General features: G+C 46.5%; 28 protein-coding genes. 13 read left to right on the forward strand and 15 right to left on the reverse strand.

The window, feature by feature from the left end; all coding sequences use genetic code 11:
- The first annotated feature begins 69 nt into the window (after positions 1-69).
- Positions 70-1,380: a cytochrome P450 gene (locus ACMUEV_RS12685; RefSeq protein WP_190651971.1), complete on the forward strand. Its 1,311-nt coding sequence runs from the start codon at positions 70-72 to the stop codon at positions 1,378-1,380.
- Between the two features lie 164 nt (positions 1,381-1,544).
- On the opposite strand, the gene psb30 is transcribed toward ACMUEV_RS12685, so the two are convergent.
- Entirely contained in the window at positions 1,545-1,673 is a 129-nt protein-coding gene (gene psb30 / locus ACMUEV_RS12690; RefSeq protein WP_017288728.1) for a photosystem II reaction center protein Ycf12/Psb30, read from the reverse strand.
- Positions 1,674-1,857: 184 nt separating this feature from the next.
- Between psb30 and ACMUEV_RS12695 the strand changes: the two genes are divergently transcribed.
- The 4 genes from ACMUEV_RS12695 to ACMUEV_RS12710 all read left to right on the forward strand — a co-directional run bounded on the left by ACMUEV_RS12695 (position 1,858) and on the right by ACMUEV_RS12710 (position 5,514).
- Complete coding sequence (locus ACMUEV_RS12695) at positions 1,858-2,562, forward strand: response regulator transcription factor (protein ID WP_017288727.1); 705 nt, start codon at positions 1,858-1,860, stop codon at positions 2,560-2,562.
- Complete coding sequence (locus tag ACMUEV_RS12700) at positions 2,559-3,725, forward strand: sensor histidine kinase (protein ID WP_017288726.1); 1,167 nt, start codon at positions 2,559-2,561, stop codon at positions 3,723-3,725. The genes ACMUEV_RS12695 and ACMUEV_RS12700 overlap by 4 nt, the downstream gene beginning before the upstream one ends.
- Before the next feature lie 205 nt (positions 3,726-3,930).
- A complete protein-coding gene (locus ACMUEV_RS12705; RefSeq protein ID WP_190651970.1) occupies positions 3,931-4,719 on the forward strand; it encodes an alpha/beta fold hydrolase in 789 nt (262 codons plus the stop codon).
- A gap of 99 nt (positions 4,720-4,818) precedes the next feature.
- Positions 4,819-5,514, forward strand: a complete 696-nt coding sequence (locus ACMUEV_RS12710; protein ID WP_190651969.1) for a hypothetical protein — start codon at positions 4,819-4,821, stop codon at positions 5,512-5,514.
- A 126-nt stretch (positions 5,515-5,640) separates the two neighbouring features.
- On the opposite strand, the gene ACMUEV_RS12715 is transcribed toward ACMUEV_RS12710, so the two are convergent.
- The 5 genes from ACMUEV_RS12715 to ACMUEV_RS12735 form a co-directional block, all read right to left on the reverse strand.
- Positions 5,641-6,606 carry a glutathione S-transferase family protein gene (locus ACMUEV_RS12715; RefSeq protein WP_277880399.1) on the reverse strand — a complete coding sequence of 322 codons (966 nt, stop codon included), beginning with the start codon at positions 6,604-6,606 and terminating at the stop codon, positions 5,641-5,643.
- Positions 6,607-6,993: 387 nt separating this feature from the next.
- A complete protein-coding gene (locus ACMUEV_RS12720) occupies positions 6,994-7,302 on the reverse strand; it encodes a hypothetical protein (protein ID WP_190651968.1) in 309 nt (102 codons plus the stop codon).
- A 164-nt stretch (positions 7,303-7,466) separates the two neighbouring features.
- Positions 7,467-7,727 carry a hypothetical protein gene (locus ACMUEV_RS12725; protein ID WP_017288720.1) on the reverse strand — a complete coding sequence of 87 codons (261 nt, stop codon included), beginning with the start codon at positions 7,725-7,727 and terminating at the stop codon, positions 7,467-7,469.
- A gap of 244 nt (positions 7,728-7,971) precedes the next feature.
- A complete protein-coding gene (locus tag ACMUEV_RS12730) occupies positions 7,972-8,298 on the reverse strand; it encodes an NfeD family protein (RefSeq protein ID WP_190651967.1) in 327 nt (108 codons plus the stop codon).
- A 227-nt stretch (positions 8,299-8,525) separates the two neighbouring features.
- Positions 8,526-9,044 carry a DUF6658 family protein gene (locus tag ACMUEV_RS12735; RefSeq protein ID WP_026148706.1) on the reverse strand — a complete coding sequence of 173 codons (519 nt, stop codon included), beginning with the start codon at positions 9,042-9,044 and terminating at the stop codon, positions 8,526-8,528.
- 169 nt (positions 9,045-9,213) lie between these two features.
- On the opposite strand from ACMUEV_RS12735, the gene ACMUEV_RS12740 reads away from it, so the two are divergent.
- A complete protein-coding gene (locus ACMUEV_RS12740) occupies positions 9,214-10,101 on the forward strand; it encodes a lysylphosphatidylglycerol synthase domain-containing protein (protein ID WP_190652093.1) in 888 nt (295 codons plus the stop codon).
- On the opposite strand, the gene ACMUEV_RS12745 is transcribed toward ACMUEV_RS12740, so the two are convergent.
- From ACMUEV_RS12745 to ACMUEV_RS12755, 3 genes are all read right to left on the reverse strand, one after another.
- A complete protein-coding gene (locus ACMUEV_RS12745) occupies positions 10,092-11,489 on the reverse strand; it encodes a hypothetical protein (RefSeq protein ID WP_190651966.1) in 1,398 nt (465 codons plus the stop codon). The two genes, ACMUEV_RS12740 and ACMUEV_RS12745, sit on opposite strands and share 10 nt — an antisense overlap.
- 120 nt (positions 11,490-11,609) lie before the next feature.
- Positions 11,610-12,530, reverse strand: a complete 921-nt coding sequence (locus tag ACMUEV_RS12750) for a HetZ-related protein 2 (protein ID WP_190651965.1) — start codon at positions 12,528-12,530, stop codon at positions 11,610-11,612.
- Positions 12,531-12,688: 158 nt separating this feature from the next.
- Entirely contained in the window at positions 12,689-12,943 is a 255-nt protein-coding gene (locus ACMUEV_RS12755) for a hypothetical protein (protein WP_017288715.1), read from the reverse strand.
- A gap of 287 nt (positions 12,944-13,230) precedes the next feature.
- Here ACMUEV_RS12755 and ACMUEV_RS12760 point away from each other — a divergent pair, with 287 nt between their 5' ends.
- Positions 13,231-13,905 (forward strand): sugar transferase, encoded by a 675-nt coding sequence (locus ACMUEV_RS12760; protein ID WP_086371008.1) that lies wholly within the window; start codon positions 13,231-13,233, stop codon positions 13,903-13,905.
- A gap of 135 nt (positions 13,906-14,040) precedes the next feature.
- On the opposite strand, the gene galE is transcribed toward ACMUEV_RS12760, so the two are convergent.
- Positions 14,041-15,039: a UDP-glucose 4-epimerase GalE gene (gene galE, locus ACMUEV_RS12765; RefSeq protein WP_017288712.1), complete on the reverse strand. Its 999-nt coding sequence runs from the start codon at positions 15,037-15,039 to the stop codon at positions 14,041-14,043.
- A gap of 604 nt (positions 15,040-15,643) precedes the next feature.
- On the opposite strand from galE, the gene ACMUEV_RS12770 reads away from it, so the two are divergent.
- Positions 15,644-16,852: a YdcF family protein gene (locus tag ACMUEV_RS12770; protein WP_017288710.1), complete on the forward strand. Its 1,209-nt coding sequence runs from the start codon at positions 15,644-15,646 to the stop codon at positions 16,850-16,852.
- A gap of 81 nt (positions 16,853-16,933) precedes the next feature.
- On the opposite strand, the gene ACMUEV_RS12775 is transcribed toward ACMUEV_RS12770, so the two are convergent.
- On the reverse strand, positions 16,934-18,004 hold the full coding sequence (locus ACMUEV_RS12775) for a glycosyltransferase family 1 protein (RefSeq protein ID WP_190651964.1): 1,071 nt from the start codon (positions 18,002-18,004) through the stop codon (positions 16,934-16,936).
- A gap of 194 nt (positions 18,005-18,198) precedes the next feature.
- Here ACMUEV_RS12775 and ACMUEV_RS12780 point away from each other — a divergent pair, with 194 nt between their 5' ends.
- Positions 18,199-19,953, forward strand: coding sequence for an ABC transporter ATP-binding protein (locus ACMUEV_RS12780; protein ID WP_017288708.1), 1,755 nt, complete (start codon positions 18,199-18,201; stop codon positions 19,951-19,953).
- A 52-nt stretch (positions 19,954-20,005) separates the two neighbouring features.
- Here ACMUEV_RS12780 and ACMUEV_RS12785 read toward each other — a convergent pair whose 3' ends face one another.
- The 3 genes from ACMUEV_RS12785 to ACMUEV_RS12795 are packed head-to-tail and all read right to left on the reverse strand — an operon-like array spanning position 20,006 to position 22,332.
- Positions 20,006-21,085: a DUF4350 domain-containing protein gene (locus ACMUEV_RS12785; RefSeq protein WP_190651963.1), complete on the reverse strand. Its 1,080-nt coding sequence runs from the start codon at positions 21,083-21,085 to the stop codon at positions 20,006-20,008.
- Positions 21,085-21,705, reverse strand: a complete 621-nt coding sequence (locus tag ACMUEV_RS12790) for a DUF4129 domain-containing protein (protein ID WP_017288706.1) — start codon at positions 21,703-21,705, stop codon at positions 21,085-21,087. Before ACMUEV_RS12790 ends, ACMUEV_RS12785 begins: the two co-directional genes overlap by 1 nt.
- 6 nt (positions 21,706-21,711) lie before the next feature.
- On the reverse strand, positions 21,712-22,332 hold the full coding sequence (locus ACMUEV_RS12795; RefSeq protein ID WP_017288705.1) for a CPP1-like family protein: 621 nt from the start codon (positions 22,330-22,332) through the stop codon (positions 21,712-21,714).
- 375 nt (positions 22,333-22,707) lie between these two features.
- Here ACMUEV_RS12795 and ACMUEV_RS12800 point away from each other — a divergent pair, with 375 nt between their 5' ends.
- From ACMUEV_RS12800 to ACMUEV_RS12815, 4 genes are all read left to right on the forward strand, one after another.
- Positions 22,708-23,142 (forward strand): response regulator transcription factor, encoded by a 435-nt coding sequence (locus ACMUEV_RS12800; RefSeq protein WP_415354770.1) that lies wholly within the window; start codon positions 22,708-22,710, stop codon positions 23,140-23,142.
- A gap of 30 nt (positions 23,143-23,172) precedes the next feature.
- A complete protein-coding gene (locus ACMUEV_RS12805; RefSeq protein ID WP_415354771.1) occupies positions 23,173-24,072 on the forward strand; it encodes a transposase family protein in 900 nt (299 codons plus the stop codon).
- A 57-nt stretch (positions 24,073-24,129) separates the two neighbouring features.
- Positions 24,130-24,420 (forward strand): winged helix-turn-helix domain-containing protein, encoded by a 291-nt coding sequence (locus ACMUEV_RS12810; protein WP_415354772.1) that lies wholly within the window; start codon positions 24,130-24,132, stop codon positions 24,418-24,420.
- A 153-nt stretch (positions 24,421-24,573) separates the two neighbouring features.
- Positions 24,574-25,137: a DUF3611 family protein gene (locus ACMUEV_RS12815; RefSeq protein WP_017288703.1), complete on the forward strand. Its 564-nt coding sequence runs from the start codon at positions 24,574-24,576 to the stop codon at positions 25,135-25,137.
- 12 nt (positions 25,138-25,149) lie between these two features.
- On the opposite strand, the gene ACMUEV_RS12820 is transcribed toward ACMUEV_RS12815, so the two are convergent.
- A complete protein-coding gene (locus tag ACMUEV_RS12820; RefSeq protein WP_190651962.1) occupies positions 25,150-25,410 on the reverse strand; it encodes a DUF2949 domain-containing protein in 261 nt (86 codons plus the stop codon).
- Between the last annotated feature and the right edge of the window lie 212 nt (positions 25,411-25,622).

A 25,622-nucleotide genomic window follows, 5' to 3' on the forward strand; every position in this document is an offset into this window, starting at 1 on the left:
GATCGCTAACTTGCTTTTGGCGATACAGAGATTAAACTCTAAGAGTTGACATTTACCATCCCTAGCAGCATGTCCAGTTCCCTCCCTTTGCCCCCCGGTTCTTCAGGATTACCCGTTATCGGTGAAACATTCGGTTTTCTGAACGACCCTGACTTTTCTACTAAACGACACAAACAGTTTGGCAACGTTTTTAGAACCAATCTCTTTGGTCGATCGACGATTGTTCTATCAGGAGTCGATGCAGTTCGCTTTGTGCTGCTCAACGAGAATCAATACTTTATTATCAGTTGGCCCCCCAGCGTAAAGACATTACTAGGATCTGCCTCAGTCCCGGTTCAGCAAGGGAGCCTTCATCAACAGCGCCGTAAGCTATTAGTTCAAGCGTTTCAACCAAGAGCACTAGCTAGCTATATTCCGACAATGACGAGCATCACCCAAAACTATCTCGATCGTTGGGCGCAGAAAGAGACGATCCGTTGGTATCCAGAACTGCGGAATTACACACTCGACATTGCCTGTCAGCTCATTGTGGGTATTTCATCTGGTTCGCAAACTCGGTTTGGAGAATTGTTTGAGATCTGGGTAAAAGGGTTATTTTCTGTGCCTCTGAAGTTGCCAGGAACTAAGTTTAGTCAAGCCTTAAAAAGCCGTCAGTTGTTGCTAGATGAGATTGAACGCGTTGTCAAAGCTCGCCAATCGCAAGAAAACATAGAATCAGATTCGCTCAGTCTTTTACTCAATGCGAAAGACGAAGAGGGAAATCGCTTGAGTATTGATGAACTCAAAGATCAAGTATTGACCTTATTGTTTGCGGGACATGAAACCTTGACTTCAGCGATCGCGTCTTTCTGTCTCTTGATGGCGCAACATCCAGCGATCTTAGAGCGGCTTCGAGCCGAACAATCGCAGTTTAAGAACGACGACTTACTCACACTCGAAGACTTAAAGCAGATGGAATTTCTCGATCAAGTCTTGAAAGAAGTGCTGCGAGTCGTATCTCCTGTAGGTGGAGGATTTCGAGAAGTCATTCAAGAGTGTGAGTTTGACGGCTATAAGATTCCTAAAGGCTCACAAGTCCTATACGAGATTGGTCAAACCCATCAAGATAGTACCCTTTATCCGAATCCGAAACAGTTTGATCCAGAGCGCTTCAATCCAGAGCAAAAGCTTGAGCCTTTTAGTCACGTGCCCTTTGGTGGTGGAATCCGCGAGTGTTTGGGGAAAGAGTTTGCCCGATTAGAGATGAGAATTTTTGCAGCGCTACTCGTTCGCAATTATGAATGGGAGTTAGTTCCTGGACAGAATCTTGACTTGCAAATGATTCCAACACCGCAACCGAAAGATGGACTCCAGGTAAAGTTCCGACGAAAAGCTAGCTAGTTTGCTGCCTGCACTCTAGGAGAAGCAATTTGAAGAGAGCCAGAATTTAATCTGTTCATCGACAAATACGACATGAAAAAGCTCGATCATCGAAACGATCGAGCTATGGAGCTACTCTCTCTTAAACCTGAAAAAACTTTTTGATGTCACCTTGAGGAATCGACTTACAGATCTCCACCCCGGAGCGCTAGCAAGAAGATCACCACTGGCCCCGCCAGCATAATCATGGCAATCAATGCCAATTGAACGATTCCTGTAAGGTTAATATCGTTCAGAAAGCTCAAAAACTCCATCTGTCCCCCCAACAAGCCTTTAATATAGGAAAGTCACAAAGCTGCAATACGAGCTATTTTATCGGTACGCGCTCCCCAATCTTAAAGAACTTTACAAAACTCAATAAAAATCCGAAGGCAGCATCACGAAAATTCATTGCTAAACTCAAGGCAAGTCTTTTCGTCCCTTTTTTGCCCGGTTGATATGGAAATTCTGATTGTCGAAGACGAAGCTGAAATTGCTCAACTGATCCAACTTTATTTGGAAAAAGAGGGGTTTTCCTGTCGCACCTGCCGCGACGGACTCAGCGCGTTACAAATCTTCCAAGAACAAAAACCTGATCTGATCATCCTAGATTTGATGATCCCTGGATTAGATGGATTGGAGGTCTGTGCGCGGGTTCGTCAGAAACCGGGTACAAAAGATCCCTTTATCCTAATGTTGACCGCAAAGGGTGAAGAAATCGATCGCATTATCGGACTGTCCACAGGCGCAGACGATTACATGGTCAAACCCTTTAGTCCGAAAGAACTGGTCGCGCGAGTGCGGGCATTATTGCGGCGAACCATGCGCCAAGGTGGACAATCTCAGGTCTATCGCACCCAAAATTTTGTTTTAGATGTGGATCAGCGATCGGCATCTCGTCAGATCAATGATCAAGCCGAACCGCTTGATCTAACAACGCTCGAATTTGATTTACTCTCTACGTTTATGAGCTATCCCGGTCGAGTCTGGAACCGGACGCAACTGATCGACAAGCTTTGGGGCAGTAACTTCTTCGGAGATGAACGCGTCGTCGATACCCATGTCGCAAGATTGAGAAAGAAAATCGAACCGGACCCTGCAAATCCGACCTTTGTCAAAACGGTGATCGGAGTCGGCTACAAGTTTGAGGACACTACCCCATGACAAAGCCCAATCTCCGCACCCGTCTATTTTTGTCGCACATGATCGTCATGGTTGTGGGACTGAGTACCTTAATAACCGTGGGTAAAGTTTACACGCCCCGATTGTTTGTGCTGCATTTAGAACAATTGCAGGGCAGTGGCTTTAACGTGATTCGCGTCAAGCGACAACTGGTCGATGGATTCGAGTCGGCTTGGAGTCGAGGCGCATTTTGGTCAGTGGTGGTTGGGGGAACAACAGCGATCGGATTAAGTTACTGGGTGTCAAAGCGCATTATGCAGCCTTTGATTCAAATGGAGCAGATTACCCAACGCTTTGCCGCCGGACACTTACAAGAACGAGTTCCAGAGAATGAAATTCCAGAACTGAACCGACTGGCAGATAGCTTCAATCGGATGGCACACGATCTCGAAGGCGTTGAACAACGCAGACGAGATTTAGTCGGGGACTTGACGCATGAGTTACGGACACCCTTAACCGTCATTGAAGGCTATTTAGAAGGGTTGGCAGATGGCACGATCGAGCCTTCTTCGGATATCTATCAACGTCTTGCCAAAGAAACGGTACGATTACGGCGATTAGTCAATGATCTGCAAGAACTGTCCAAAGCAGAAGCAGGCTATTTACCAATTCAGCTTCAACCTGTGCAAATTCGACCGCTCTTAGTGGCGATCGTGCAAAAATTTTCTGACCAACTGCTCGAAGAGAGTCCAACGTTAAAAGTAGATTGCCCAGACACGCTTCCTCAAGCTTTAGCTGATCCCGAACGGGTCGAACAAGTGCTGATCAATTTGGTCGGAAATGCGCTCCGCTACACGCCCGAAGGCAGCATTACGCTACGCGCCTGGGCAGAACAAGAGCGAGTCTGGATTGCAGTGGAAGATACAGGCAAAGGCATTGCTGCGGAAGATTTGCCCCATGTATTTGAGCGATTTTGGCGATCGGATCGCTCGCGCGATCGCCATTCAGGCGGAACAGGCATTGGACTTGCGATTTCTCGACGACTGGTCGAATTACAAAAAGGCACGATCGAGGCTGAAAGCGAAGTCGGTCAAGGCAGTACGTTCCGATTCTCGTTACCGATTTTAGTGGAGCGACCCAAACTTTTGTCTTCGTTGCGCGATCGCGAATCTCCCGAATCGGCTTATCCCAAATCCAAACTCTAAGATTCAAAATTCGCTGTCATGTCTTCGACATGAACTTGTCAAACTGGATAACTACAATGACAAGGTTATCAATTCCGCATCGTTTTGTTATGCTTCCTGTAGCTCTTGTCGTGTTGATCATTGGAGCAATCACCTTAGGTGGGCTTGCCTCAATGCGTTATTTGTTCCCTCAGAGCCATCGCTCCTACTCGAATCGCAAACCTTAATGGCTACACCTGCTAGTTTAGATGGCACGCTCATTCGCTTCAATAAAGTAGCGCTGAAAGTCGCTCATTCACCTGGCAAATCTCCTGCGATCGTGTTTATTCACGGAGGCTTAGGCAGTCGGACAAATTGGTGTTTACAGTGGGATTATTTTCAAGCGCTGGGGCAAGAAATGCTTGCTTATGATCTCGCTGGACATGGTGAGTCTGGACGCTATCGACGCTACTCAGTGGGGAGACACCAACGCGATCTCAATCGTTTGCTGCATCATTTCAAAATTCATCAGCCGATTTTGTGCTGCCATAGTTATGGGGTTCCCATTGGGTTAGAGTGGGCAAAGCGGCATCATGCTAGAGCACTGATTGCCATCGGCGGCGGAACGCATAATCTTACGCCTTGGTGGGAAATTCCGGTGATTAAATTTTTTGCGCTGGGCGGACATCATCTCTATCGCTGGCAGTTTGTCCAAGCCTTATTGCAATCGATTTCAAATGAGCAACTCGCAGAGTTTTACAGCCGCAATTCGATTCCGACGGATGCTCATCCTTTTGAAGCGATCGAGGGTTTTTGGGGCTATGACAGTCAGCACCATCCGATTTCTTGCCCAGTTACCGTGATTACAGGCGGCGATGATCCCATGTTTCCGCCCGCGATGGGTCATGAATGGTTAGCGAATCTTTTGCATGTTCAATCTGAGCACAGCTCTCATATTACCGTTCCCAACGTTGGACATTTGGTGATGGCAGAAGCTCCAGAGGTAGTCCAGAATGCTATTACCAAATGGCTCTAACTTTAGCTCTAACTTTCTGCAACAAATACGACACAAAGATTAATCGATCTCCGCCTGAGTCTCTTTTAATGTTGAGATAGGAACTTAGGGGTTGAGACTATGGCAACGCAACGACGATCGCAAAAAAACATCACCTCAAATCACAAAACCCTCACCATTGAAGCAGAAGCTGTACAGCCCGAAAATCAAGACTCAGAGAAGACTGAGGTTCATGAATTAAAGGCTGCTTTAGAACAAGCCCAGCAAACCGAAAAATCATTACAAGAGTCGATCACCCAATTAAAAGCGCAAGTCGAAGATCATGATGCGATCGTCAAACAGTTAGAACAAACCCAGCAAACCGAAAAATCATTACAAGAGTCGATCACCCAATTAAAAGCGCAAGTTGAAGATCACGATGCGATCGTCAAACATCTCCAAGCAAATGTCGAAGAAGCTCAACATACTGCTTTGAAGCTTGCAGAATCGAATCAAACGTTGATTGAAGAGAACAAGCAACTGAGAACCAGTGCTGGGAAAATCGATCATCTGCAATCTGAACTCGAAAAAGCGCAACAAGCAGCTTTGAAGCTTGCAGAATCGAATCAAGCTCTAATTGCTGAAAACAAAACCTTGCAAGAAAATCAAGCCACTGAGCAAAAATCTGCATTAGCAACTGCTCAAGCTGAGGCGGATCTGAGAAGCCATCAGGACATTTTGAAAAAACGCCAAGCTGTAACGCTTGCCCATCCAGTTTTCCCCAATAATTTTGCACCCGTGAAGAGTTCAGATCCGGATGTCGGTTGGTTTGATTAAATCATTTCGACAAGTCCACTCACTCAGTCCACTCACTCAGATTCTGCCCCACCCCGAATTCCATTTCGGGGTGGGGCAGAATCTGAGTGAGTCGATAATATCGAACTTAGAGAGCAATACCGTTTTCTAACTGAATCGATCGCGATCGTGCTTTTCACCAAAATCGATCTGCGGTCCGATCGGAACAATCCGAGTCGGATTAATCTGAGGGTGACTCATGTAGTAATGGCGTTTAATGTGGTCTAGATTGCAAGTCGGCTGAATCTGTGGATGTTGGTACAGTTCTTTGAGATAGTTCCACAGATTTGGATAGTCCAAAATTCGACGCAAATTACACTTAAAATGACCGTGATAAACCGAATCAAACCGCAACAATGTGGAGAACATGCAGATATCTGCTTCTGTTAAGCGATCGCCACACAGATATCTTTGCTTTGCTAATACAGCCTCCCAGTAGTCCAAATTCTGGAAAAGCTCGGTCACTGCTTCTTCATACGCTTCTTGCGTGGTGGCAAATCCCGCTCGATATACACCATTGTTAACTGGCATGTAGATTTTATCGATCGTGTCATCGATCTGCTGTTGGAGATCCTGTGGATAAAGATCGTTCGTTCGCGTTGTAAATTCTGCAAATTCTGTATCGAACATGCGAATAATTTCGCGAGATTCATTATTGACGATCGTACTTTTCTCTTTATCCCACAGCACCGGAACTGTAACTCGCCCCGTATACTTTGCATCCGCTTTGACATAGATCTCTTGCAGATATTCAGCCTGATTGACCGAATCCGGAATCGCCCCCGGATTTTCAGAGAAATACCAGCCTTTCTCACTTAACACTGCATCGACAATTGAAACCCCGATCACTGCCTCTAATCCTTTGAGCGATCGCATCATTAACGTGCGATGTGCCCAAGGACAAGCTAGCGACACATAAAGATGATAGCGCCCTGAGGCGGCTGGAAATCCGCTAGAACCATCAGCCGTAATGCGATCGCGAAACGTCGTAGGCTTTCGGTTAAATTTTCCGCTTTGATCCTGCTGATTCCACTCGGTTGTCCACTTTCCATCAACCATCATCCCCAATGCCATACTTAACCCCTACTGTTTTTCAACAAGTACTGTTTCCTTATCATTAGAATGTATGACAGTTTCTAAGTCCGGCATCTCTTGCCAACAATGTGTACAGAACCAATACACCTTGCCTTGACGAACATGACGAAGAAGCTTTTCTGAGCAGCAAGGACATAGAGGCATAGCGTTAACCTTATTTTTGAATAGAGACAAATTAAATTACGAGGCTAATGTCTCCCCACTATCAGTCATAACAATAAAGGTTTCATTCAACATCTGCCATAGGGAACTTACCCGTTGAGTAAGGAGATCTCCGGTTTTTCTTGTTAATTTTATTGATCATTTGGTTGAGAAGCAGACTCAATTTGTAGCGTATTTAACCAAGCAATTCTTGTTAGAAGAACACTAAAGTTTTAATGACTCCGTGATTAATTCCATCGAGAACTGTAGCCAGTTTTGAGAGACTTCATCCTGACATTGTGCTTTTGCTGGCAAACTGAGCCAGGTTGCAAACAAAATCTGACTCATTGCGATCGCAATCCATATCCAAAATCGATTCTGCTTAGTGACCTGAGTTGCAGCAAAATTTGGTGACGATGGCACTTTCCGCCGCTGCTTCGACCACCTCGAAAACCAGAGCATACTCGTAATTCTGATTCCTGTTTGATCCACACCTCGCCGACTGAGATAGTCATCTGATGAAATCCGCTCCATAATCCCCTTGATCCTCCAGGTACACACTAAACCTCAGAACGATCACTCCTCTCCACACAGGACAGTTCAAAACTTCGTTGAAAAGTTTGAGCACAATCTAAGCCAGTTTGAAGAAGAGGAATCACCGTCCTGAGTTTTTCAATGGGGATAGGAACATCGCAGTTTTAAGGAATGACGATTTCTTTGACAACGCGATCGTCTTCGACCACACCCAAACTCCGACCTTTCTTCTTCTCTTCGCGTGCAATCCCGTACAATGCCAATCCTGTTCTGAGTACCTCCGCCATGTTCTTGCCTGACTCATCCGAAAGCGATTGCAATAAGTCGTAAGCTTCCGGAGACAAATCTAGATTTAATCTCTTTCTGAGTTTGGTGGTGGCAGATTTTTTTGAAGTTGAATCTGTCACAGGAGAATTCTCCACCATTGTTATCTAATCCTCTACGAGCAACTACGCGATTCCGCAAGCCATTTCATCATAAGTATTGAAGCAAAAGCTGCACCCCGATGGAATCTGCTTTGAATACACTTTTGCTCACTCATACTATCTCCATTATCCACACCTTTCTGGTTTTGAACATGGGTCTTGTTATGAACAATTGATATGTAATTATTCTGTGAATTTTATACTTAGCCTTGCCCACGATCGACTTCTCGTAGGCAGGGTTCTTCTACGCAGCGATTTCTCCTCGTTTCTTAGGTCGCAATGCACGGACTTGCGGAGTAGCGAGCGGTTCAACGACTAAGATCAGTTCCACCCGATCGACAACACGAACGCTAGCTCCGGGTAGCAATACAACGTTGTCTAGACACAAAGCTGTCCACCAACTGCCCCGAAATTCGACCTGCCCAAGTTGTCCAGGTCGTAATTTCTCACAGACTTGGGCAATTTGTCCTAATTCATAAACTTTCTCTGCAATCTCGAGATCAGGTTGATGATAGGCATCCGCGATCGAAAAGAAAGATTTCCAGAATTGCAACCCGCTTACACATTTCATGACTGCCTCCAGTTGTGGATTTGAGGTTAGATTCAATAACACTCACTCACTTCGCAGAGAATAATCTTTCGCTGCACCACGCTGAATCTAAGTAAAATTTAAGTAAATAAGCCGCTTGAATTCAGCTTTTATTGGATTATATATTGTGTATTTTTTGTGTGTCAAGACTTCAAAAAAACGCCCGGCTGATCCGAGCGTCATCATATGAGGTTAATTTGAGGCTGAAATTATTTGACCGTGTCTTTTGCTGCGTCGATGGCATCTTGAGCCTTATCGCTCAGAGTTTTCGTGGTTCGCTTTGACTGATAAGCAGCATCATCTGCGGCATCTTTCACATTGTCTTTGATGTTTTGAGTTCCTCGACCGACTGCATTTTTCGCAGTTTCTGTAACGCGATTGACCCGTTCTCCCATCGTGTCACCCAATTCGTCAGAGGTCTTCTCTAGTGCGTTGCCATAACGCGCATCCACATTGCGCTTTGCATTATCTACCAAGGACTTCGCTTTTTCTGAAGGAATTTGTCCTGGTGGCGTGTCATCGTAATTGTTCATGCCGCCTTTGTAAGGCTGGGTTTGATTCACAGGATGCGGATCATTGTCTAAAGAAGTCGATGTCGATAAAGAAGGCATTTTAGCTTGAGCCGCACCACTACAAGCGGTGTTCAGTAACAACATGACTCCAGCAAGGAATGCGATCGTGATTTCTTTTAATCGAAGTGCTTTGACAACCGATGCGATTTTGCTCATAAAAATCTCCATTGAATTTAGAAATTGTGCATATCGAGACACCTAGACGATATAGAACCGCATGATTTCGTGCCCTCTAGCGCAAGTTGCATCTCAGGTTTCAAATTTCAGCATTTCTTTCTGTCCCTAGAACGATTACGCTGAGTAAGCGTTGCTGAGGCTTTGGATTGTGAATCGCAAGCAGTTAAAACCTTTTTTGCGCGGGCTGATTTTGGCTGCCGTGCTGTTTTTCCTGCTGAAAACGTTGGCAAATCATTGGCGCGAGGTTGCTCAAATCCGAATTGATGCGGCTGGAATTGCTTGTTTAACGATTGCACTCGGAATCACCCTTTTCGCTCATATCTTTGCAGGCTACGTCTGGGCATGGATTCTGAAACTTCTGTCTTATCGCGTTTCTGGCGCTTGGGGTGCAAAGACCTACCTGACAACGAATCTAGCGAAATACCTGCCTGGAAATATTTGGCACTTCTATGGGCGCATTTCTGCCGCTACAAAACTGAAAATTCCTGTGGAAGCGGCAACTTTAAGCATTCTCTTAGAACCGCTCTTGATGGTAATTGCAGGCTGTTTGTTTGTTCTGATTGGATCAGGGTCAATCGCTTGGCTGCAAATTGGCATCGCGATCGCGATGCTGATTGCAATTCACCCGATCTTTCTCAACCCGATTCTTCGACAAGTCAGCAAGCTCAAGCCATCAACTTCAATACTGCGACTTGAAAAATATCCGCTTTTGCCATTACTCGGAGAGCTCGGCTTTTTGGGATTGCGATCCATCGGCTTTGTCTTTGCCGTTTTAGCACTGCGTACGGTGAATTGGGGAGATCTACCGCTTCTCGTCACCGCATTTTCATGGGCATGGCTCCTCGGACTGATCACGCCAGGACTCCCAGGAGGCATTGGTGTATTTGAAGCGGTCGCAATTGCATTCCTAAGCCGATCGTTTCCAAGTGGTGAAATTTTAGCGATCGTGGCTCTGTATCGCTTGGTCAATACCCTGGCTGAAACTTTAGGAGCAGGATTGGCATGGATTGACGATCGGCTCTTTCCTCAAGATTGAGAGACTTCTGGAGGTTGAGGGCGAATGATTGGCTTCATCTGCGAGAAAATCCGATAGTGATCCAGCGTCGTCTGAGTTGGAGGAGTTTCTTGCATTTTGACAAGATTGTATTGGACGTTTTCGGCATGAATTGCAAAAGTAACGTTAAAGAATTCCAAGAAGTTGACAACCCAATGGCACTCTTGCTCGGGTAACTGTTCGTAATAGCGAATGAGGGCAGCGATTTGAGCCTCAAGATGCGATCGCGAAGCATTACAAATCAGCACCAGTTTGAGCAAGACAATCACCAAAGTCATCGGGTTACCCTGTGCCAGAAGTAGCACAAACAGCGGCGATGGATCTTTGCGATTTTCAGTCGTCAACGCTTCAATCAGGCGATTACAGGTTCTCAACACCAAAGCATCACTCAGCGCCCTCTGCTCATAATCTGGATAGAGTGCTTCTAATTTCTCAACCAGTCTCGCCTCAAATTCGGCTGCGAACTGACTGTGATGATCGACCGAGAAAATCAGATACTTTTGCAGACTTTGCTTGAATTGTTGATAGTTCAAAGTCTGAATTTGATTAATAAAAATATGCGCTAAATTAGCATAGCTATATTGTCCACGCCTTGCCACGATCGCTTTAATTAACATCAAAACGTTATCGCCTAAAGCAGTCGGATTCTTTGGCATTTTTTCAGCGGATGTTGCAGACTGCGATTTTGCAATATACATCGCTAGATCAAACTTAAATCGGTCTTTGAGCTGACGAGACAGTGCCCGCGCTGCTTCTCGCTGCTCAATCGGATTCTTGGTATCGACATATTGCGGAACCAGTAAATAAGAAGTATATCGACTCACCCATTTCTCTTTGGGCTGTTCCTCGTAGCGTGCCGTAAAAAGTTTTAAATCAGTATAATCTTGACTATTTCTGAAATCTTCAATCCAAGCTTTGAGACGGTTTGCAGAAGGAGAAATAGATGGGGCTGCGATCGCAATTTCTTGAAACGATCGCACTAATTCTTGAATTGATTTGTACTGTCTGGCTGCATCCCAATTATTAACAAGAATATAGCAAGCCCGTTTCAGCGTATTTTTAAATGCAACTTGATTATTACTGATGACAAGCTGATGCACAGCCTGAGCCGCGCCAGAAGTTGCTGTATCCCCTAGATAGAAAAACAAACGCTTAAATTCCAGCAGCACCTCTTCGGGCGGCCATTGTTTCACAACTTCGAGGAGAAACCGATACAGGGTTTCTTGAGCTTGGTGAATCGATGGCTCAACCCATTCAGTACGCGACGGCTCCAAAGCAGCAACATCGACTTCATCGACGGCAATCTGGGCTTCAGGTTCTGAAGCATTTGATCGCAGATCTTGCGGCTGTTGGTCTGACGTTGTACTCATAATTCATTCCCAGAGAACAAACGAGGGAGTTGACCTAAACCTCATGAAACGAGTTCAGTAATCTTACGGACACTACCACTCTGATTCAGTGTGCCCACTCGCGACTCTCAAACGAACAAGTTAACGTCCTAACCATTCTGTAACGAGTTCAGGCTGGCTCTTTTGAGCAAACACACGGACTGCATGATAATTCACTTTCTCACGCAGTCGATACACCTGCTTGATTGGCATATCTAACATCTGCGCGATCGCTTCTTGCGTTTTACCTTGTAAATAAAACCGTAACCACTGGGCGGCATCTTCTCCAACCTTCTCGGTCAGATAGTCTTCAAACTGCCGCGCGATTGCGCCTCGCAGTTCTTGCTGCTGTTGTTGCGCTTCTGCTTCTTGGAATTGCGCGATCGCTTCTCCATCTAGCAAACTGACTGTGCCTTCTGCATCATCCGAGGTAATCTCTTCAGAGACGAGCCGAATAAAATCAGCCGCGGGCACTTGAGTCATGCCGCCCCGCTGAGTGCGCTTTTGAAAATTGACGAATCGATAAACTAGCAAAGGCTGGTTGCGAATCGGGCGGAGACAGTACTCTTCGGTTGCGGTTAGCACGATGGCATTGCGTAATCGGGGATCACTGGTGCATTCAGCGATCCACTTCACTTGTTGCTGCATATAGTTGTCATTTTGCAGCAAGTCCTGGATCACTTCTTGTAAGACATCGACAACCGTCGTTTGCCGATCGCGTGACAGCGCAATCCAGGTGTTAATTTTGTTACGAATGACAAACATACTTCCCAAACGCTGCATCAGATTCTTGTAAGCGCGTTGGGGAGGAGTCTCAAAATACCGTTGAACCAGAATGCGATAGCGGTAATCCATCGCTTGGACTTCGATGTCGAGCCGTTCTGCGGTGTAGGTTTCAAAGCGATCGAGATCGTCTCCTAATAACCATTGAACGATACTTTCTCTCGTGGTCTCGCTGCTACGGGGAAGTTCAGTTTTAAGCCGCGATCGCCAGTCCTCGGCGATCTGTTCTACATATGTCATGGTTGCCGTCCTCAATGCCCTGATATAGAGTGTGCCGCAGAGTCGCTCACAAAATCACTTACCCGAATGGGTAAGACTAGTAAACACCGCACTCACTTATATCCGAGGCTTCAGTATAAATCGTTTCTCAAAAGTCGCTCGATGACTCTTAAAATCTTCTAGCTCTTGGAGTCGAGTGACGTGGCAATCCGATCTAGAGTTTCAGTGAGATGAACAATATGATTGACCAACGTCGATTGATTTTCGGTCAAGGTCTGTAAAGCGTTCGTTAAGGCGGAGAGTTGCTTGCCTTGCTGATCGACTTGTGTCGTAATCGTGTCGAGTCGATCAGAGAGTTGCTCGATCGTTTCAGCCGCCGCGATCGTCGTCTCGGCAAGATCGTGCACGATCGCCGCAAGTTGTTGTGATTCCAAAATTCAATTTCCTCCTCATCAACTGAAATTTGATAGGGCAACGGCTGAACCCTATTTTAATCGAGCTTTCTCATTCCCTGCGCTGTAATTAATTGCGTCAAGCGTAAAACTACTCAGGTTACTCTTCACGGAATCTTCATAAAAACCAAAAATGCGGACAAGAGTAAAAAGTTTTGAGGAAATATCTGAGTGAGGGCTATTAGTAAATTTGGGCTTTCGTTAGGCTTTACATGAAAGTATGAGACCTGACTTCAGTGATACCACGGTTTCAAGCATTTGCCCGAACTATGTTTAATCCTACTCTTGCCTCGTCATTCACCGATTCTCAGATTGCATCAACCAATTTTCAAGTGCCCCATCGATCTACTACTTCTTTCTTGAAGCGCGCCATCGACATTGTTGGTAGCGTAGCCGGACTCTTGATCGTAGCGATATTATTCGTCCCTTTGGCGATCGCGATTCGGTTAGATAGCCCAGGGCCAATTTTCTATGGGCAAGAACGGCATGGTTTGTTAGGCAAACCGTTTCGGATGTACAAGTTCCGATCCATGGTCGATGGAGCCGAGCATCTAAAATCCCAGGTTGAGAATGAAGCAGAAGGCTTAATTTTCAAAAATCAACAAGATCCGCGCATTACTCGGGTTGGGCGTTTTCTTCGGAAGACGAGCCTCGATGAGTTGCCCCAGTTTTGGAACGTATTGCGGGGCGAAATGAGTCTCGTTGGGACTCGTCCACCGACTCCCGATGAGGTCGCTCAGTATAGCGAACATCACTGGCAGCGCTTAAATGTAAAGCCTGGTATTACGGGCGAATGGCAGGTGAATGGGCGATCGATGGTGAAGGATTTTGAAGAAATCGTTCAGTTAGATCTGCGGTATCAAGCGCTGTGGACACCGTTTTATGACATTGTTCTGATTGTGAGAACGATTTATGTCATCTTTGCCAGGGTTGGAGCGTTTTAGATCACTCGAATCATTGCAAACAAAAGCTCTGAGTTCTCAAAACTCAGAGCTTTTGGCATGAATTGGGGATTGTGTCATTTTGCATGAGGCAAGAAGGTGGAGTTTTACAAGACTCCGCCTTCCGAAAATTTTCGTCTAAGCGTGGCGTTTCTGATGCCATTGCCAAGCGTGGCTAAGAATCTGCTCTAAATCCGCATATTGCGGATTCCAACCGAGCAGGGATCGCGCTTTTTCTGCACTGCCAACCAGCGCAGGCGGATCGCCCGGGCGACGATCGCACTCGATCGCGTTAATCGATCGACCCGTCACCTTACGCGCCATCTCGATCACTTCTCTAACCGAGAATCCGTTGCCATTGCCCAAGTTAAATCGCTGAGAATTACCCCCTTGCAGCAAGTAATTCAGCCCAAGCACATGCGCGTCAGCCAGATCGCTGACGTGAATATAATCCCGAATACAGGTTCCGTCAGGAGTCGGATAATCTGTTCCGAGAATTGAGATGGCATCTCGCTTCCCTAGAGCCGCCATCAACACTAACGGAATTAAGTGAGTTTCAGGCTGGTGATCTTCACCGAGCCGCCCCTGGGGATCAGCTCCCGCAGCATTAAAGTAACGAAACGCCACAGATTTGAAATCGTAGGCTTGATCGAAATCGGCTAAGATGCGCTCAACCATCAGCTTTGTCGCACCATACGGGTTGATCGGATCTTGAGGATGATCTTCAGGAATGGGGACTATTTTCGGAACGCCATACGTCGCGCAAGTCGAGGAGAAGACAAAAGATTTAATCCCAGCCGCGACCATTGCTTCTAACAAAGTCAACGTTCCAATCACATTATTGCGGTAGTACTTATCTGGGTAGGCGACTGATTCACCGACATAGGCATAAGCAGCAAAGTGCATCACCGCGCTGAAGGGACGAGCAGCAAACACACGATCGAGCAATTCGCGATCGTTCGTATCTCCTTCGATTAACTCGACCTTCAGCACATTCTCAACAATATCGCGGTGTCCGTAAACGAGATTGTCAAAGACCACCACTTCATAGCCCGCATTTTGCAAAGCAAGCACCGCGTGAGAACCGATATATCCGGCTCCACCTGTCACTAATACGATCGGCTTTTCAGATGACACAATAAATCCTCACCCAAGTTCTAGGACTATTCCCACTTCAGGAACGCGCTTTCACATTCAGGAGAAAGCGGCGAACTTATTTAAGTTTTCATGACGCGGGAGTTACTTGAAAATATCGCGCGTTAACAAGAATAAGATCACTGCAAATACGATACCCGCTAAAATCAGTTCCACTGAATTTTCCTCCTGTACACCCTTAGTCTGTTTGCCACTTTTGCAAAATTGATTGGAAGATTCAAGCCATCAATCTTGAATTTTGCCTGATTTTTGATCCGTTCTGACACTCAAAATCCGTAGATTTTCCAAAAAAGTGTTTCCGCTACGATGTTTTTGAAAAAAATCTGCAATTCGGTTCAAGAAACGCCCTACGAACTAAGAAATTTCGGTACAATCCTAGTCTTGAAACCGTTTATTTTTTAGTGCAAGTCTAAATTAATGGAGTTCGATCGTCATCATTAGGTGATTCATTTTTTACGAACGAGTTACGTTTGCAAATTGGATACCTACGGGTAATCTTGAAGCGATGAAGTTTTATCTTCAATTTAATCGTTGAAGGAGTGCTTTCGGTGGTGAGGAACATTTCAACAATGCAAGGGATTGTTAGATGGTTTTATTAGTAACTGATGTATTTGTGCTATTGACTCAGGTGTTGCTCTGGGTGGTAGTGGGTCTGTTTGCCTGGTATGTCTTGCTGCGCGCACTTCCGAGAGCATTCCTGGGTGGATTAGTTCTTTTACTGCTATTAGGGGTAGCTGCATTTACGTTCTATCGCGGATCGCCTCAAGAAGGGCTGATCGGTGATCTGTTTCGAGTAATTGCGATTCCATTTACCCCGCTTGGGATTATCTTGGTCTTGCTGCTGATTGCCTTTACTGAGTTGGTTCGGGGCGGGAAGTTGTCCAAGACTGGATTACTGCTGCTCCGAATTGCGATTCCGGCGTTACTGATTCTCAGTATTCCTGCGGTATCGTACTTCTTAGCACAGCGAGCAGAGGCGGAAGCGATCTCGATTACTCGTCCGATCGCGACCGAAGCGCTTCCGGCGGGGGCAAGGCGAGTGATTGTGGCTTTGGCACAGGATACGACTCAATTACAGTTAAGACCGCTCACGCAACCGATTCCTGCGCCCCCTGCGCCTCCGACCAATCAACTCATTCAGCCGCCGGCTCCGATTCCGCCTGGAGCATTTACAGTGTTAGCAGAGCAACCGATTCAGCTAACAGAGCGAGGAGATATTCTCACCTATACCAATCAGCTTTATCAGGACGAACGAGCACGGGGAACGGCTCCCCTGGTATTGGTAAGTGCAGGCACTCGACCTGAGCGGAATCGCAAGCAGGGAGAAACTCGGGATGAGGTGTCTGAAGCCGCAGATGCGCGGAGATTTTTACAGCGATTAGGAATTCCAGCAGAGGATATTATCGGCGATTCTAATAGTCCGACGATCATTGATAGCGCAAGAAATGCTCGCGAAGAGTTACGACGACGTGGCGTGAATTTTGGCAATCAGTTGATTTTGGTCGCTTCTGCGATCGAGATGAATCGGGCGACGCTCACGTTCACTCGCGAGTTTAATCTGAATAATGTTCCGCTGAGCGTAATTTCGCGTCCGACGAACTTTTACACGTTGCCGCCCAGAGAGTCACTGCGAGGCAGGGCACAAGGACGAGATGTGGTGGAGCGCAATTTTCAACTCTCGGATCTCCTGCCTAGTATTGATGCGCTGTCTCTGAGTTCTAAAGTGCTTAATGAATACATCGCTTCGATCTATTACTTCTTACGAGGATGGATTCGACCGATTCGGACGCTCTAGAACGCATTTGCATTGAGTTTGTATTGAAAAAGGGTAGAGATGGTCCGTCTCTACCCTTTTTCTTCGGACAGCCCCGCGGGATTAGGGAATATGAGGGAGTTGATTCAACGCTGCTGCAATCTGTTTGCCAATGACGGGTTCTGCCATTTGCGTTTCCCACCATGCCAGAGTTTGCTCGTGAATTTCCTGCATTTGCCGTTGATCGCTCAGTAGTGCTGCAAGAACAGGTTCAAGATTTTTCCAGTTTTTCACACGCACGACTGGAGCATTTCGATAGAACTCACGGTTTGGTAAATCTTCAACGACAATCACGCAGCCATAGCGCATGGCTTCACAAATCCGAAAAGACTCAAGGGTGGTTCCTCGGGGCACTAAACACACTTTGGCGTTCATTAAGTTCTCGCTGTAACTCCATGCCGATTCTTCGCTGACGACTCCAAACGCCTGTTGAATGGCTAATTGCACCCGATATTGAGGATGGTTTTGGTGAAAGCGATCGAGATTTTCCAGCATCTGCGATCGCGCCACAATCTTTGGTGTTTTGAGCCAGTTTTTAGTTGACCACTTGGAATAGATATTGTTCTGAACACTGCCATCGAAGAACACATCATAGGTACGATCTTCTATTGCTTTAATAGGCAAGTTTTCAGAATTGTAATATCCGCCGGGTATATCAAAGATAGGCGCAACTCTTACGTTTTTTAAGATAAGCGATCTGAGCTTTTGAAATTCGTAGTTAATTAGTAACGGTAGCCGTAACGATAGATTGCTAAAATACTGAATTAGCGTAATGAAATCTCGATAGGAAGGCTTCAAGAAATTCTTCCATTGCATTTCCTGAGTAATGCCATAGGACTTAAAGACTGCCCCAACTTTGTGAATGTATTGAGGAATTCGATAGTGTTCATCGCCGATGATTAAGACGATGACATTGTCACCATAAGAGGGCAACGTCCGCATATCACTCAGCGTGACATAGAAAACCAGCCCGCTTCTTCCTAGATTTTCCTCAACCTTTTGCAAGACCTGACCAAAGTAGGCAACAAACCCGCGGTTCTGAGGGTTTGGGTCGTAGATATCCCAAGGTTCTGGGGGAAGGGTTGGATCGACATAAATATAGTACTGGTTTGCCAGCCTCTGCGTGGTTTGCATCGTTAGAAGCGCCAGATAAATTTGATACTTTCTATTGTCCAACAAGTCGCTTATCGATTCCGTAAATCCCCTTAGTGATCTTGTGAACTTTGCGTGAAAAGTTGGTTAAGTTGCATCCGTATTTCTCTTTATTTAATTGAAATTTGCTTTTTCAAGCACGCTACTATAGGAAAGTTTCGATAGTAGGCAGAGTTATGGCGCGATCGCAGGGACAACTTCAAAAGCTGGGAACTTATCTTCGTCCGCATTGGCGAGATGCAACTCTCGGGGTTTCGGCGTTGTTAGTGGTGAATGCGATCGGCATTTATATTCCGCTGCAAATCCGCAATGCGGTTGATACGCTGAGTGTGACATTTAGTGTCCAACAAATTTTCTCTTATGCGCTGTTAATTTTGGCACTTGCATCTGTGATGCTAGTCGTGAGAATGACTTCGCGAATTTTGCTGTTTGGGGTAGGGCGGCAGGTTGAATTTGATTTAAAACAGAAAATTTTCAATCACTTGCTGACCTTAGAGCCTGCCTATTTTGCTGCGAATACGGTCGGAGATTTGATCAATCGGGCGACGAGTGATGTGGATAATATTCGTCGCCTCTTGGGATTTGCAGTCTTGAGTTTAGCGAATACTCTGTTTGCTTATGCGTTGACGTTGCCTGCGATGATTGCGATCGATGCGAGGCTGAGCCTGCTCGCGCTTTCGGTTTATCCATTTATGCTGATTTTGGTCAGTTTGTTCAGTAATAAACTGCGATCGCAACAGTTAACCGTTCAAGAAGAACTCTCAACTTTGAGTGAACTGGTTCAAGAAGATATGAGCGGCATTGCGCTGATCAAGATCTATGCGCAAGAGCAAAATGAGCGGAATGCGTTTCGAGGTCTGAACCGATCGCTACTAAATGCTAATCTCAAGCTCGCCTTGACCCGAAATATTCTGTTTCCGATTTTGCAGGGTGTCGCTTACGGAAGTGCATTGATTTTGCTGTGGTTTGGAGGTGGATCGATCGCGCGGGGAGAAATTACAGTCGGTGACTTTATCGCGCTGCTGATTTTCGTCGAACGATTAGCATTTCCGACGGCATTACTTGGATTCACGATTACGGCTTATCAACGCGGTGAGGTGAGTATCGATCGCATTGAATCGATTCTGACCGTCGAGCCGAAAATTCAAGATACGCCTGACTCGATTCCGCTGCCGTTAGCGCAAGTTAGAGGCAAGCTGAGTGCTCAGAATTTGACATTTCGCTATCCCGGTGCAACTGAGCCTGCATTGAATCAGATTGATTTTGTGATCGATCCGGGTGAAACAGTTGCGATCGTCGGTGCCATTGGATCGGGAAAATCGACGTTGGCAAATGCTTTGCCGCGATTGCTCGATATCTCACCGAATCAGCTCTTTGTGGATGGGTATGACATTACAGATTTGCGATTAACCGATTTGCGAGGTGCGATCGCTTATGTGCCTCAAGAAAGCTTCTTATTTAGTACAACAATTCGCAATAATATTCGCTATGGCAACCCCATGGCGGATCAATCTGACGTGGAACTGGCTGCAAAAATTGCTCAGATTCATGGCGAGGTGCTGAATTTCCCGCAGCATTACGACACGATCGTTGGAGAGCGAGGAATTACCTTATCGGGTGGACAACGGCAACGGACTGCATTAGCCCGAGCTTTGTTAGTCGATAGCCCGATTTTGATTCTAGATGATGCGTTGTCGAGTGTAGACAATCAAACGGCAACTCGGATTTTGAAGAATTTGTCAGAAGGCACGGTTCGGAAAACAGTTGTGTTTATTTCGCACCAACTTTCTGCGGCAGCCTTAGCAGATCGAATTTTTGTCATGGATCAGGGGCGAATTGTACAGATGGGCACTCACGGTGATTTGATTGAGCAACCAGGGCTTTATCGATCGCTCTGGGAGCAAAACCAGTTAGAAGAGGCTTTGAAGTAAGTGTAGTTCGCAGCCAACACGCCTACGGTTTGCAATTTGATGGTGGCGAAAATCACCTTGGAAGATGCTGTTTAATTTCGCGAACTTGAGTTAACCATTTGCGTAACTCTGTCTCACTCAAGCGCCGATTCGCAAAAAGCGGCTCCAATTCTGAAGCAGTCCGACCCGTTTGTTCGACCCAGGCGCTCATCAGCGCTTCTCGATCGAGCAACGCTCCCCCAATGCCTAACGATCGCTGAATCTGCAACCGCTCCTCTCGCCCGACAACATCCACCACAAACTCGCTTCGTCTCGCTTTGTACAGCACGCCTGCTAGCGCCTGCGTATACGCCTGACTATCATTTGTCTTAGGACTTTCCAACGGTTGCGGTTGCCCAAATCGGCGATTCTTTGCCCAAATTAATACCAAGATCACTACACCTGTCTGGAGCAACACCACAGCGAGTGGCGTTCTCATCAAATAATCGCCCCAGTTCCGTGCTTGGTCTGCTCCTGATTCTTCGGATTTGTCCTGATAGCCATGAAGATACTCATCAACCCAAATCTTCTGCCCGTATCGAGTAGCAAGCTGAGCGAAAAATGGAAAATTTCCAGGCTCATCTTGATATGCATTGGCTGCAATGAAAGGCGTTACCACGAAAATGACGCGTCCTTTTCCTTTCTTGACTTCCCACACGATCGAGCCGAATCGATCGCCTAAAATCTCTATTGCACCAGATTTCAGCAATCGCCGAGATGTTTCAATTTTTACTGTCCCCTGATCGCTCTGATGCTGTGTCGAAAATCCTGCCTCGGTTGCGGGTAACTCTCGTCCCAGAATGATCCAAGTATTTCCACGTTCTACCCAGTTTTCTACGTCGTTTGCTCTCGATTGCGTCGGATCGATCTGAATCATCGTATTGCCCGTTCCAGTGATCGAGCGATCGACTTCCGAAGTACTCTTGCGCCAGCGTTGCACAGGGGTGCCTTGACGCTGCATATAAGCGTACCAAGCCCCGTAGCCATCCGGCGAACGGCTAAACGTCGAACCGCTCATCAAGCGATTGCTTCTGGGCGCAACAAGTAACGTGAGGACAATCAGCACCGCGACTGCAATCAGCCCAAATACCCAACGTCGATCGAGTTTTTTCATCACGCCATTTTTGCCATATCGAGGGTCGCGCGTTCAATGTTGCCATAAGCTCGCTGAACCCGCTCAAACATTTCGGCAGAAATCGGCGCATTACTGAAACAAAGCAGCTCATGCGTCTCTAACACCATCTGATAGGACTCAGAGTCTGGTAGAAGCTGAACCAAGCGCAAATATTCTCGATCTGTGCGGCTTTGATCCGTTGGAATCAATTTTGTCTCACTTAACCGCTGCAACATTGCCATATAGAGCGCACGCGAAGCCTCTCGGTAATTTCCCTGCTGTTGAAATTCCTGAGCCGATCTGACCCAAGCCGCGATCGAGCGTTCTTTTTCGGGTTGCGTGGATCTGCGATCGAGAAATTTGCCGAACTGCGATTGATTAGCTTCTAACAGCGGACGCAGCCACAGATAAATTTGCCACAACAGCCAGCCCCCCGCGCCAACAATGATCAGCCAAAATGCTGCTTCCCACCACCAAGCCGGAAACGACCAATTCGGCATATCGGGAACCCCAGGCGGTTGCAATCCAGCGAACCTCAACTCAAGCCATTCACCCGCCTGCCGGAAAAATTGCTGAATTTGCCAACTAATATCACTTTTCTGAAATTGATCCGCCGCCATCTGGATTTATTTGGTAAAGCTACTGACCAACCATAAAACCAGAAAAGTCACCAAACTGATCAAAACTTCATTCGTCAGCACCAACGCACCCAAATAAGGTGCTAAAAATGTGTAAGCCACGCCCCCGATCGCAAATCCCAACAGCAACCCAACTACGCCTAATAAAACTGAGCGACCTAATTTTCGCTCCTTACGGTAAAGAAAATACAACGTGCTGCCTGTTGCGAGCGCCATCGCCATCTGAAGGACAGCATTCGTTGGAGAGAAATACACTAACGTCCCTAGCGCTGCCATTGTCATTCCAGGAATGACAATATCTCTGGCACTCGGCTGATCGATCAAACTTTTCAACCATTGAGCCGACTGATTTGCAGGTGCAGGCGTTTCGACAGGAGCCGGGGTCGCCAACTTTTCAGGGAAGCGAATTCGATCGGGCACTTTGATCTTGCCTTCTTGCCGCAACCGTAGCCGTTCCATCAGCACAGAATCATATGCTGCCTCAATTTCCGAAATTTTTCGCTGATCACCAGCTAATTCTTCAACCAAACGAGTTCGTGCCGTTTGAATCTCTTCAAACGTCGCACCTTCGGAAACGCCTAACTTTTCATAGGGACTTTGCGCGCTCATGGGCTTGTTACTCCACCTTCACCTACTAAAGTAACCTAGCGATGGTCGGGATTACAACTAGAGTGTAGACGATAGAATACAGACTTGAGATATTTTGCCTTCAGCAAATTTACGCCCTGTGATATCCGTACACGGCGAGAACTTCGCGACTTGGAGTGTTCGCAATTTCCACATCGAATAGAACGGCGACCGTGATTTTGCGGAAACTCGGACAAATCGGGATATTCTATTCAAAAGCTGAGGCATACTAATGCTGATGACAAGATTCTTCTGTGTAAGCAGAATCAGGGATTTTTCTGTTGGCTCCGATCTCAATTTGCTCTAGGTACTGTCATCTGCCCTTCTCAATTTATTTTTTAGCGCAAGGTTATGGTCATGGCTCCAGCCAAGATACTCGTCGTTGATGATGATCCAGCGATTCGCAATTTGGTTCATCGTTTCTTGACTAAGCAAAATTATCAAATGGAATCTGCTGAAGATGGAAAGTCTGCGATGCAGGTGTTTGAGCAGTTTAATCCTGATTTGGTGATTTTAGATGTGAATTTACCGGATGCAAATGGCTACTCGCTGTGCCAAGAAATGCAGAGCCGGACAAATGTATTTGTCTTGATGCTGACAAGCCGCACGGATGAGGCGGACAAAGTTCGGGGCTTTGCTCAAGGTGCAGATGATTACATTACGAAGCCCTTCAGTTTGGTGGAATTAGGTGGACGGGTGGGAGCAATTCTCAAACGTCAGCGAATTGTGACCACCGCAGAACAGCAGTGTCTCACGTTTGGTGGATTAATAGACCTGTTGGGAAATAAGTGATAATAGACAAGAGAACCGTCATCTTACCCGATGCTAAACCTTGAACGCGCACTGAACCAAGACCGACTGCTGCGAGCATTGACAGGGCTAAATCGCAAAGCTTTTGATGCCTTGCTGCCGAGTTTTGAGCAGGCGTATGAGGCAAGTCGAGTAGCAGCAAAGCCCGTGCGAAAACGAGCAAGGGGAGGTGGACGCAAAGCGAGACTGCAAAGCATAGAAGCGAAGCTGTTCTATATTTTGCTCTACTTCAAGTGCTACCCGACGTTTGATTTAGCGGGAATTTTGTTTGACCTGGACCGCTCCCAAACACACGAATGGATGCACGAACTGCAACCTGTTCTTGAAGCAGCGTTGGGTCATGAGATGGTGCTACCAGAGCGCAAGCTGCGGAGTATTGAAGCGTTCCTAGAAATGTTTCCAGGTGTGGAGCGGGTGATGATTGATGGGACAGAGCGCCCGATTCAACGTCCGCAAGATCCAGACACTCAGACGCAGAACTACTCCGGCAAAAAGCGCCGACATACTCGCAAGCATCTTGCGGCAGTAGACCAAACCAAGCGAGTGTTAGTGTTGAGTCCATCTCGTGAGGGAAAGCTCCACGATAAGCGATTTGAAGCGGAAGAGGAGATCGCTTTTCATATCCCGGATGAGATCCCAATCGAGGTAGATTTAGGCTTTCAAGGCTTGCAATCCGAGTATGTCAATATTCGTATTCTACACAAGAAACCGAGAGGAGGTGAGCTAAGCGAGGAACAGAAACAAGAAAATCGCAGTTTGAGCCAATCGCGAGTTGTCTGTGAAAATGCGTTTGCAGGCATCAAGCGTTATGGGGCGGCGAGTGCGATTTATCGGAATCGCACACAAGATTTTGATGACCGTTTGATGCTGACTGCTGCCGGACTCTGGAACTTTTACTTGATCGCTGCTTAACCTGATGGCAAAAAGCAGGAATTTCACAACTCTACAACTTATTCCCCAACAACTCTAATGATTGATCCGGTTCGGCGTGAGGTCAAGTTGAATGAGGAAATTGTGCCGTTGACGGCATTAGAGTTTGATTTGTTGCATTTCCTCGCAGCACATCCCGGGCGAGTTTGGCGACGGGCTGAGTTGATTCAAGAAGTTTGGGATTATGAATATGTCGGCGACCAACGTGTGGTGGACGTGCATATCGGACAAATCCGCAAAAAGATTGAAATCGATACGAGTCAGCCTGCTTTGATTCAGACGGTGCGGGGCGTTGGTTATAAGTTTGAATCGCCTGCGGTGGTCAGTTAGAGCAGCATTTGAGTCTGAGTGTGCCGGGATGAAATTCGTCCCGGCTTTGTTGTATTTGGGCGCGATCGCGAGTTTCATCATCATTTTTAATTGCAAGTCCGACTTCCGACTGCATCTTGTTTTAAGCTGGAACTAGCTTCTGTGTGAATTCCTATGGCAAGATCTGACTCTTCTCCGACCTTGAGAGAAATTGCAAACACATTTCGATTCGCGGGATGGTTTAGCTTTTGGTTTCAGTTAGTTTTAACTGTGATCTCTGGCGCAATTTTGTTATTTGCCGCCGTTTCAAATCGCAATCCTCAAGGAACGAATCCAACCACAGGGATTGGAGTTGTGCTGACCGTCTGTGGAATCTTGGTGCTGGGATTCAATATGTATTGGTCGTTAATGAAATATGTTCCGATTGGGCGGCAGCTGAGATCAGAGAATCCAGCAGCACGTCCGAAAAAGGCAGAGGCGATTCAGACGATTCGGATCGGACTGATGGCAAGTTTGGTGGGGACGTTGCTGGCGCTATTGGGGGCAGAAGCGATCGTCGGATTACTGTTTGGAAAAGCTGTGAATCAAGGATTTGCAGGGTTCGTGAACGTTGATCCAGCGAAGTTTATTCAACCGATCGATATTTTGGTGGTGCAAGCTAGTATTAACGTGATTTTGGCTCAGTTTGCTGCGATTTCGACATCGCTGTGGCTACTCAACAAAATGAGCAAGCAATAACTCAAGCAAGTACTAGCGAGCCATCCAATCAAAAATCTGATTCAACTGATCAATCGAGACAAATCCGTAGCGCCAAAGCACCATTGGCAACGTGCCTCGTTCTTGTTGGCAGTGACGCAGAGCAAGGTCGATCGAGTCGTCTGAAACTGCCAATTCGTCTTTTAGATAGTCAATGAGTTCAATCTCTGTGGATTCAGCAGGTGCTACCCAATCGATCTGTTGGAGTGCAACCTCTGAACTTTGTTGAATGGTGTCGGGGGGTAGAACCGCCATCGAAATCCTCGTCATATTGAAGTAGATGTTTTTTTAGGCTGTCGGAGCGCAGGGACATCATCCTATCACTAAAAATTCGTCCTTGTGCTGCTTTAACTGTGACTTCAGGGGGAGAATCTGAAATTTAGAATTGCCGTACCAGATGTTATACGACTAAGTTGAGGAAATTATGTCGATCGAAAGTCTGAACTTGGTAAGGGTGCTCGTTAAAT

The organism is Leptolyngbya sp. FACHB-1624 (genome assembly GCF_047649235.1).
GTDB lineage: Bacteria > Cyanobacteriota > Cyanobacteriia > Leptolyngbyales > Leptolyngbyaceae > Leptolyngbya > Leptolyngbya boryana.

Excerpts from the sequence above, each read along its gene's own strand:
- ACMUEV_RS12685 (WP_190651971.1), top strand. The coding sequence starts at position 70 with ATGTCCAGTTCCCTCCCTTTGCCCCCCGGTTCTTCAGGATTACCCGTT.
- psb30 (WP_017288728.1), bottom strand. The coding sequence starts at position 1,673 with ATGGAGTTTTTGAGCTTTCTGAACGATATTAACCTTACAGGAATCGTT.
- ACMUEV_RS12695 (WP_017288727.1), top strand. The coding sequence starts at position 1,858 with ATGGAAATTCTGATTGTCGAAGACGAAGCTGAAATTGCTCAACTGATC.
- ACMUEV_RS12700 (WP_017288726.1), top strand. The coding sequence starts at position 2,559 with ATGACAAAGCCCAATCTCCGCACCCGTCTATTTTTGTCGCACATGATC.
- ACMUEV_RS12705 (WP_190651970.1), top strand. The coding sequence starts at position 3,931 with ATGGCTACACCTGCTAGTTTAGATGGCACGCTCATTCGCTTCAATAAA.
- ACMUEV_RS12710 (WP_190651969.1), top strand. The coding sequence starts at position 4,819 with ATGGCAACGCAACGACGATCGCAAAAAAACATCACCTCAAATCACAAA.
- ACMUEV_RS12715 (WP_277880399.1), bottom strand. The coding sequence starts at position 6,606 with ATGGCATTGGGGATGATGGTTGATGGAAAGTGGACAACCGAGTGGAAT.
- ACMUEV_RS12720 (WP_190651968.1), bottom strand. The coding sequence starts at position 7,302 with ATGGAGCGGATTTCATCAGATGACTATCTCAGTCGGCGAGGTGTGGAT.
- ACMUEV_RS12725 (WP_017288720.1), bottom strand. The coding sequence starts at position 7,727 with ATGGTGGAGAATTCTCCTGTGACAGATTCAACTTCAAAAAAATCTGCC.
- ACMUEV_RS12730 (WP_190651967.1), bottom strand. The coding sequence starts at position 8,298 with ATGAAATGTGTAAGCGGGTTGCAATTCTGGAAATCTTTCTTTTCGATC.
- ACMUEV_RS12735 (WP_026148706.1), bottom strand. The coding sequence starts at position 9,044 with ATGAGCAAAATCGCATCGGTTGTCAAAGCACTTCGATTAAAAGAAATC.
- ACMUEV_RS12745 (WP_190651966.1), bottom strand. The coding sequence starts at position 11,489 with ATGAGTACAACGTCAGACCAACAGCCGCAAGATCTGCGATCAAATGCT.
- ACMUEV_RS12750 (WP_190651965.1), bottom strand. The coding sequence starts at position 12,530 with ATGACATATGTAGAACAGATCGCCGAGGACTGGCGATCGCGGCTTAAA.
- ACMUEV_RS12760 (WP_086371008.1), top strand. The coding sequence starts at position 13,231 with ATGTTTAATCCTACTCTTGCCTCGTCATTCACCGATTCTCAGATTGCA.
- ACMUEV_RS12770 (WP_017288710.1), top strand. The coding sequence starts at position 15,644 with ATGGTTTTATTAGTAACTGATGTATTTGTGCTATTGACTCAGGTGTTG.
- ACMUEV_RS12775 (WP_190651964.1), bottom strand. The coding sequence starts at position 18,004 with ATGCAAACCACGCAGAGGCTGGCAAACCAGTACTATATTTATGTCGAT.
- ACMUEV_RS12780 (WP_017288708.1), top strand. The coding sequence starts at position 18,199 with ATGGCGCGATCGCAGGGACAACTTCAAAAGCTGGGAACTTATCTTCGT.
- ACMUEV_RS12785 (WP_190651963.1), bottom strand. The coding sequence starts at position 21,085 with ATGAAAAAACTCGATCGACGTTGGGTATTTGGGCTGATTGCAGTCGCG.
- ACMUEV_RS12790 (WP_017288706.1), bottom strand. The coding sequence starts at position 21,705 with ATGGCGGCGGATCAATTTCAGAAAAGTGATATTAGTTGGCAAATTCAG.
- ACMUEV_RS12795 (WP_017288705.1), bottom strand. The coding sequence starts at position 22,332 with ATGAGCGCGCAAAGTCCCTATGAAAAGTTAGGCGTTTCCGAAGGTGCG.
- ACMUEV_RS12800 (WP_415354770.1), top strand. The coding sequence starts at position 22,708 with ATGGCTCCAGCCAAGATACTCGTCGTTGATGATGATCCAGCGATTCGC.
- ACMUEV_RS12805 (WP_415354771.1), top strand. The coding sequence starts at position 23,173 with ATGCTAAACCTTGAACGCGCACTGAACCAAGACCGACTGCTGCGAGCA.
- ACMUEV_RS12810 (WP_415354772.1), top strand. The coding sequence starts at position 24,130 with ATGATTGATCCGGTTCGGCGTGAGGTCAAGTTGAATGAGGAAATTGTG.
- ACMUEV_RS12815 (WP_017288703.1), top strand. The coding sequence starts at position 24,574 with ATGGCAAGATCTGACTCTTCTCCGACCTTGAGAGAAATTGCAAACACA.
- ACMUEV_RS12820 (WP_190651962.1), bottom strand. The coding sequence starts at position 25,410 with ATGGCGGTTCTACCCCCCGACACCATTCAACAAAGTTCAGAGGTTGCA.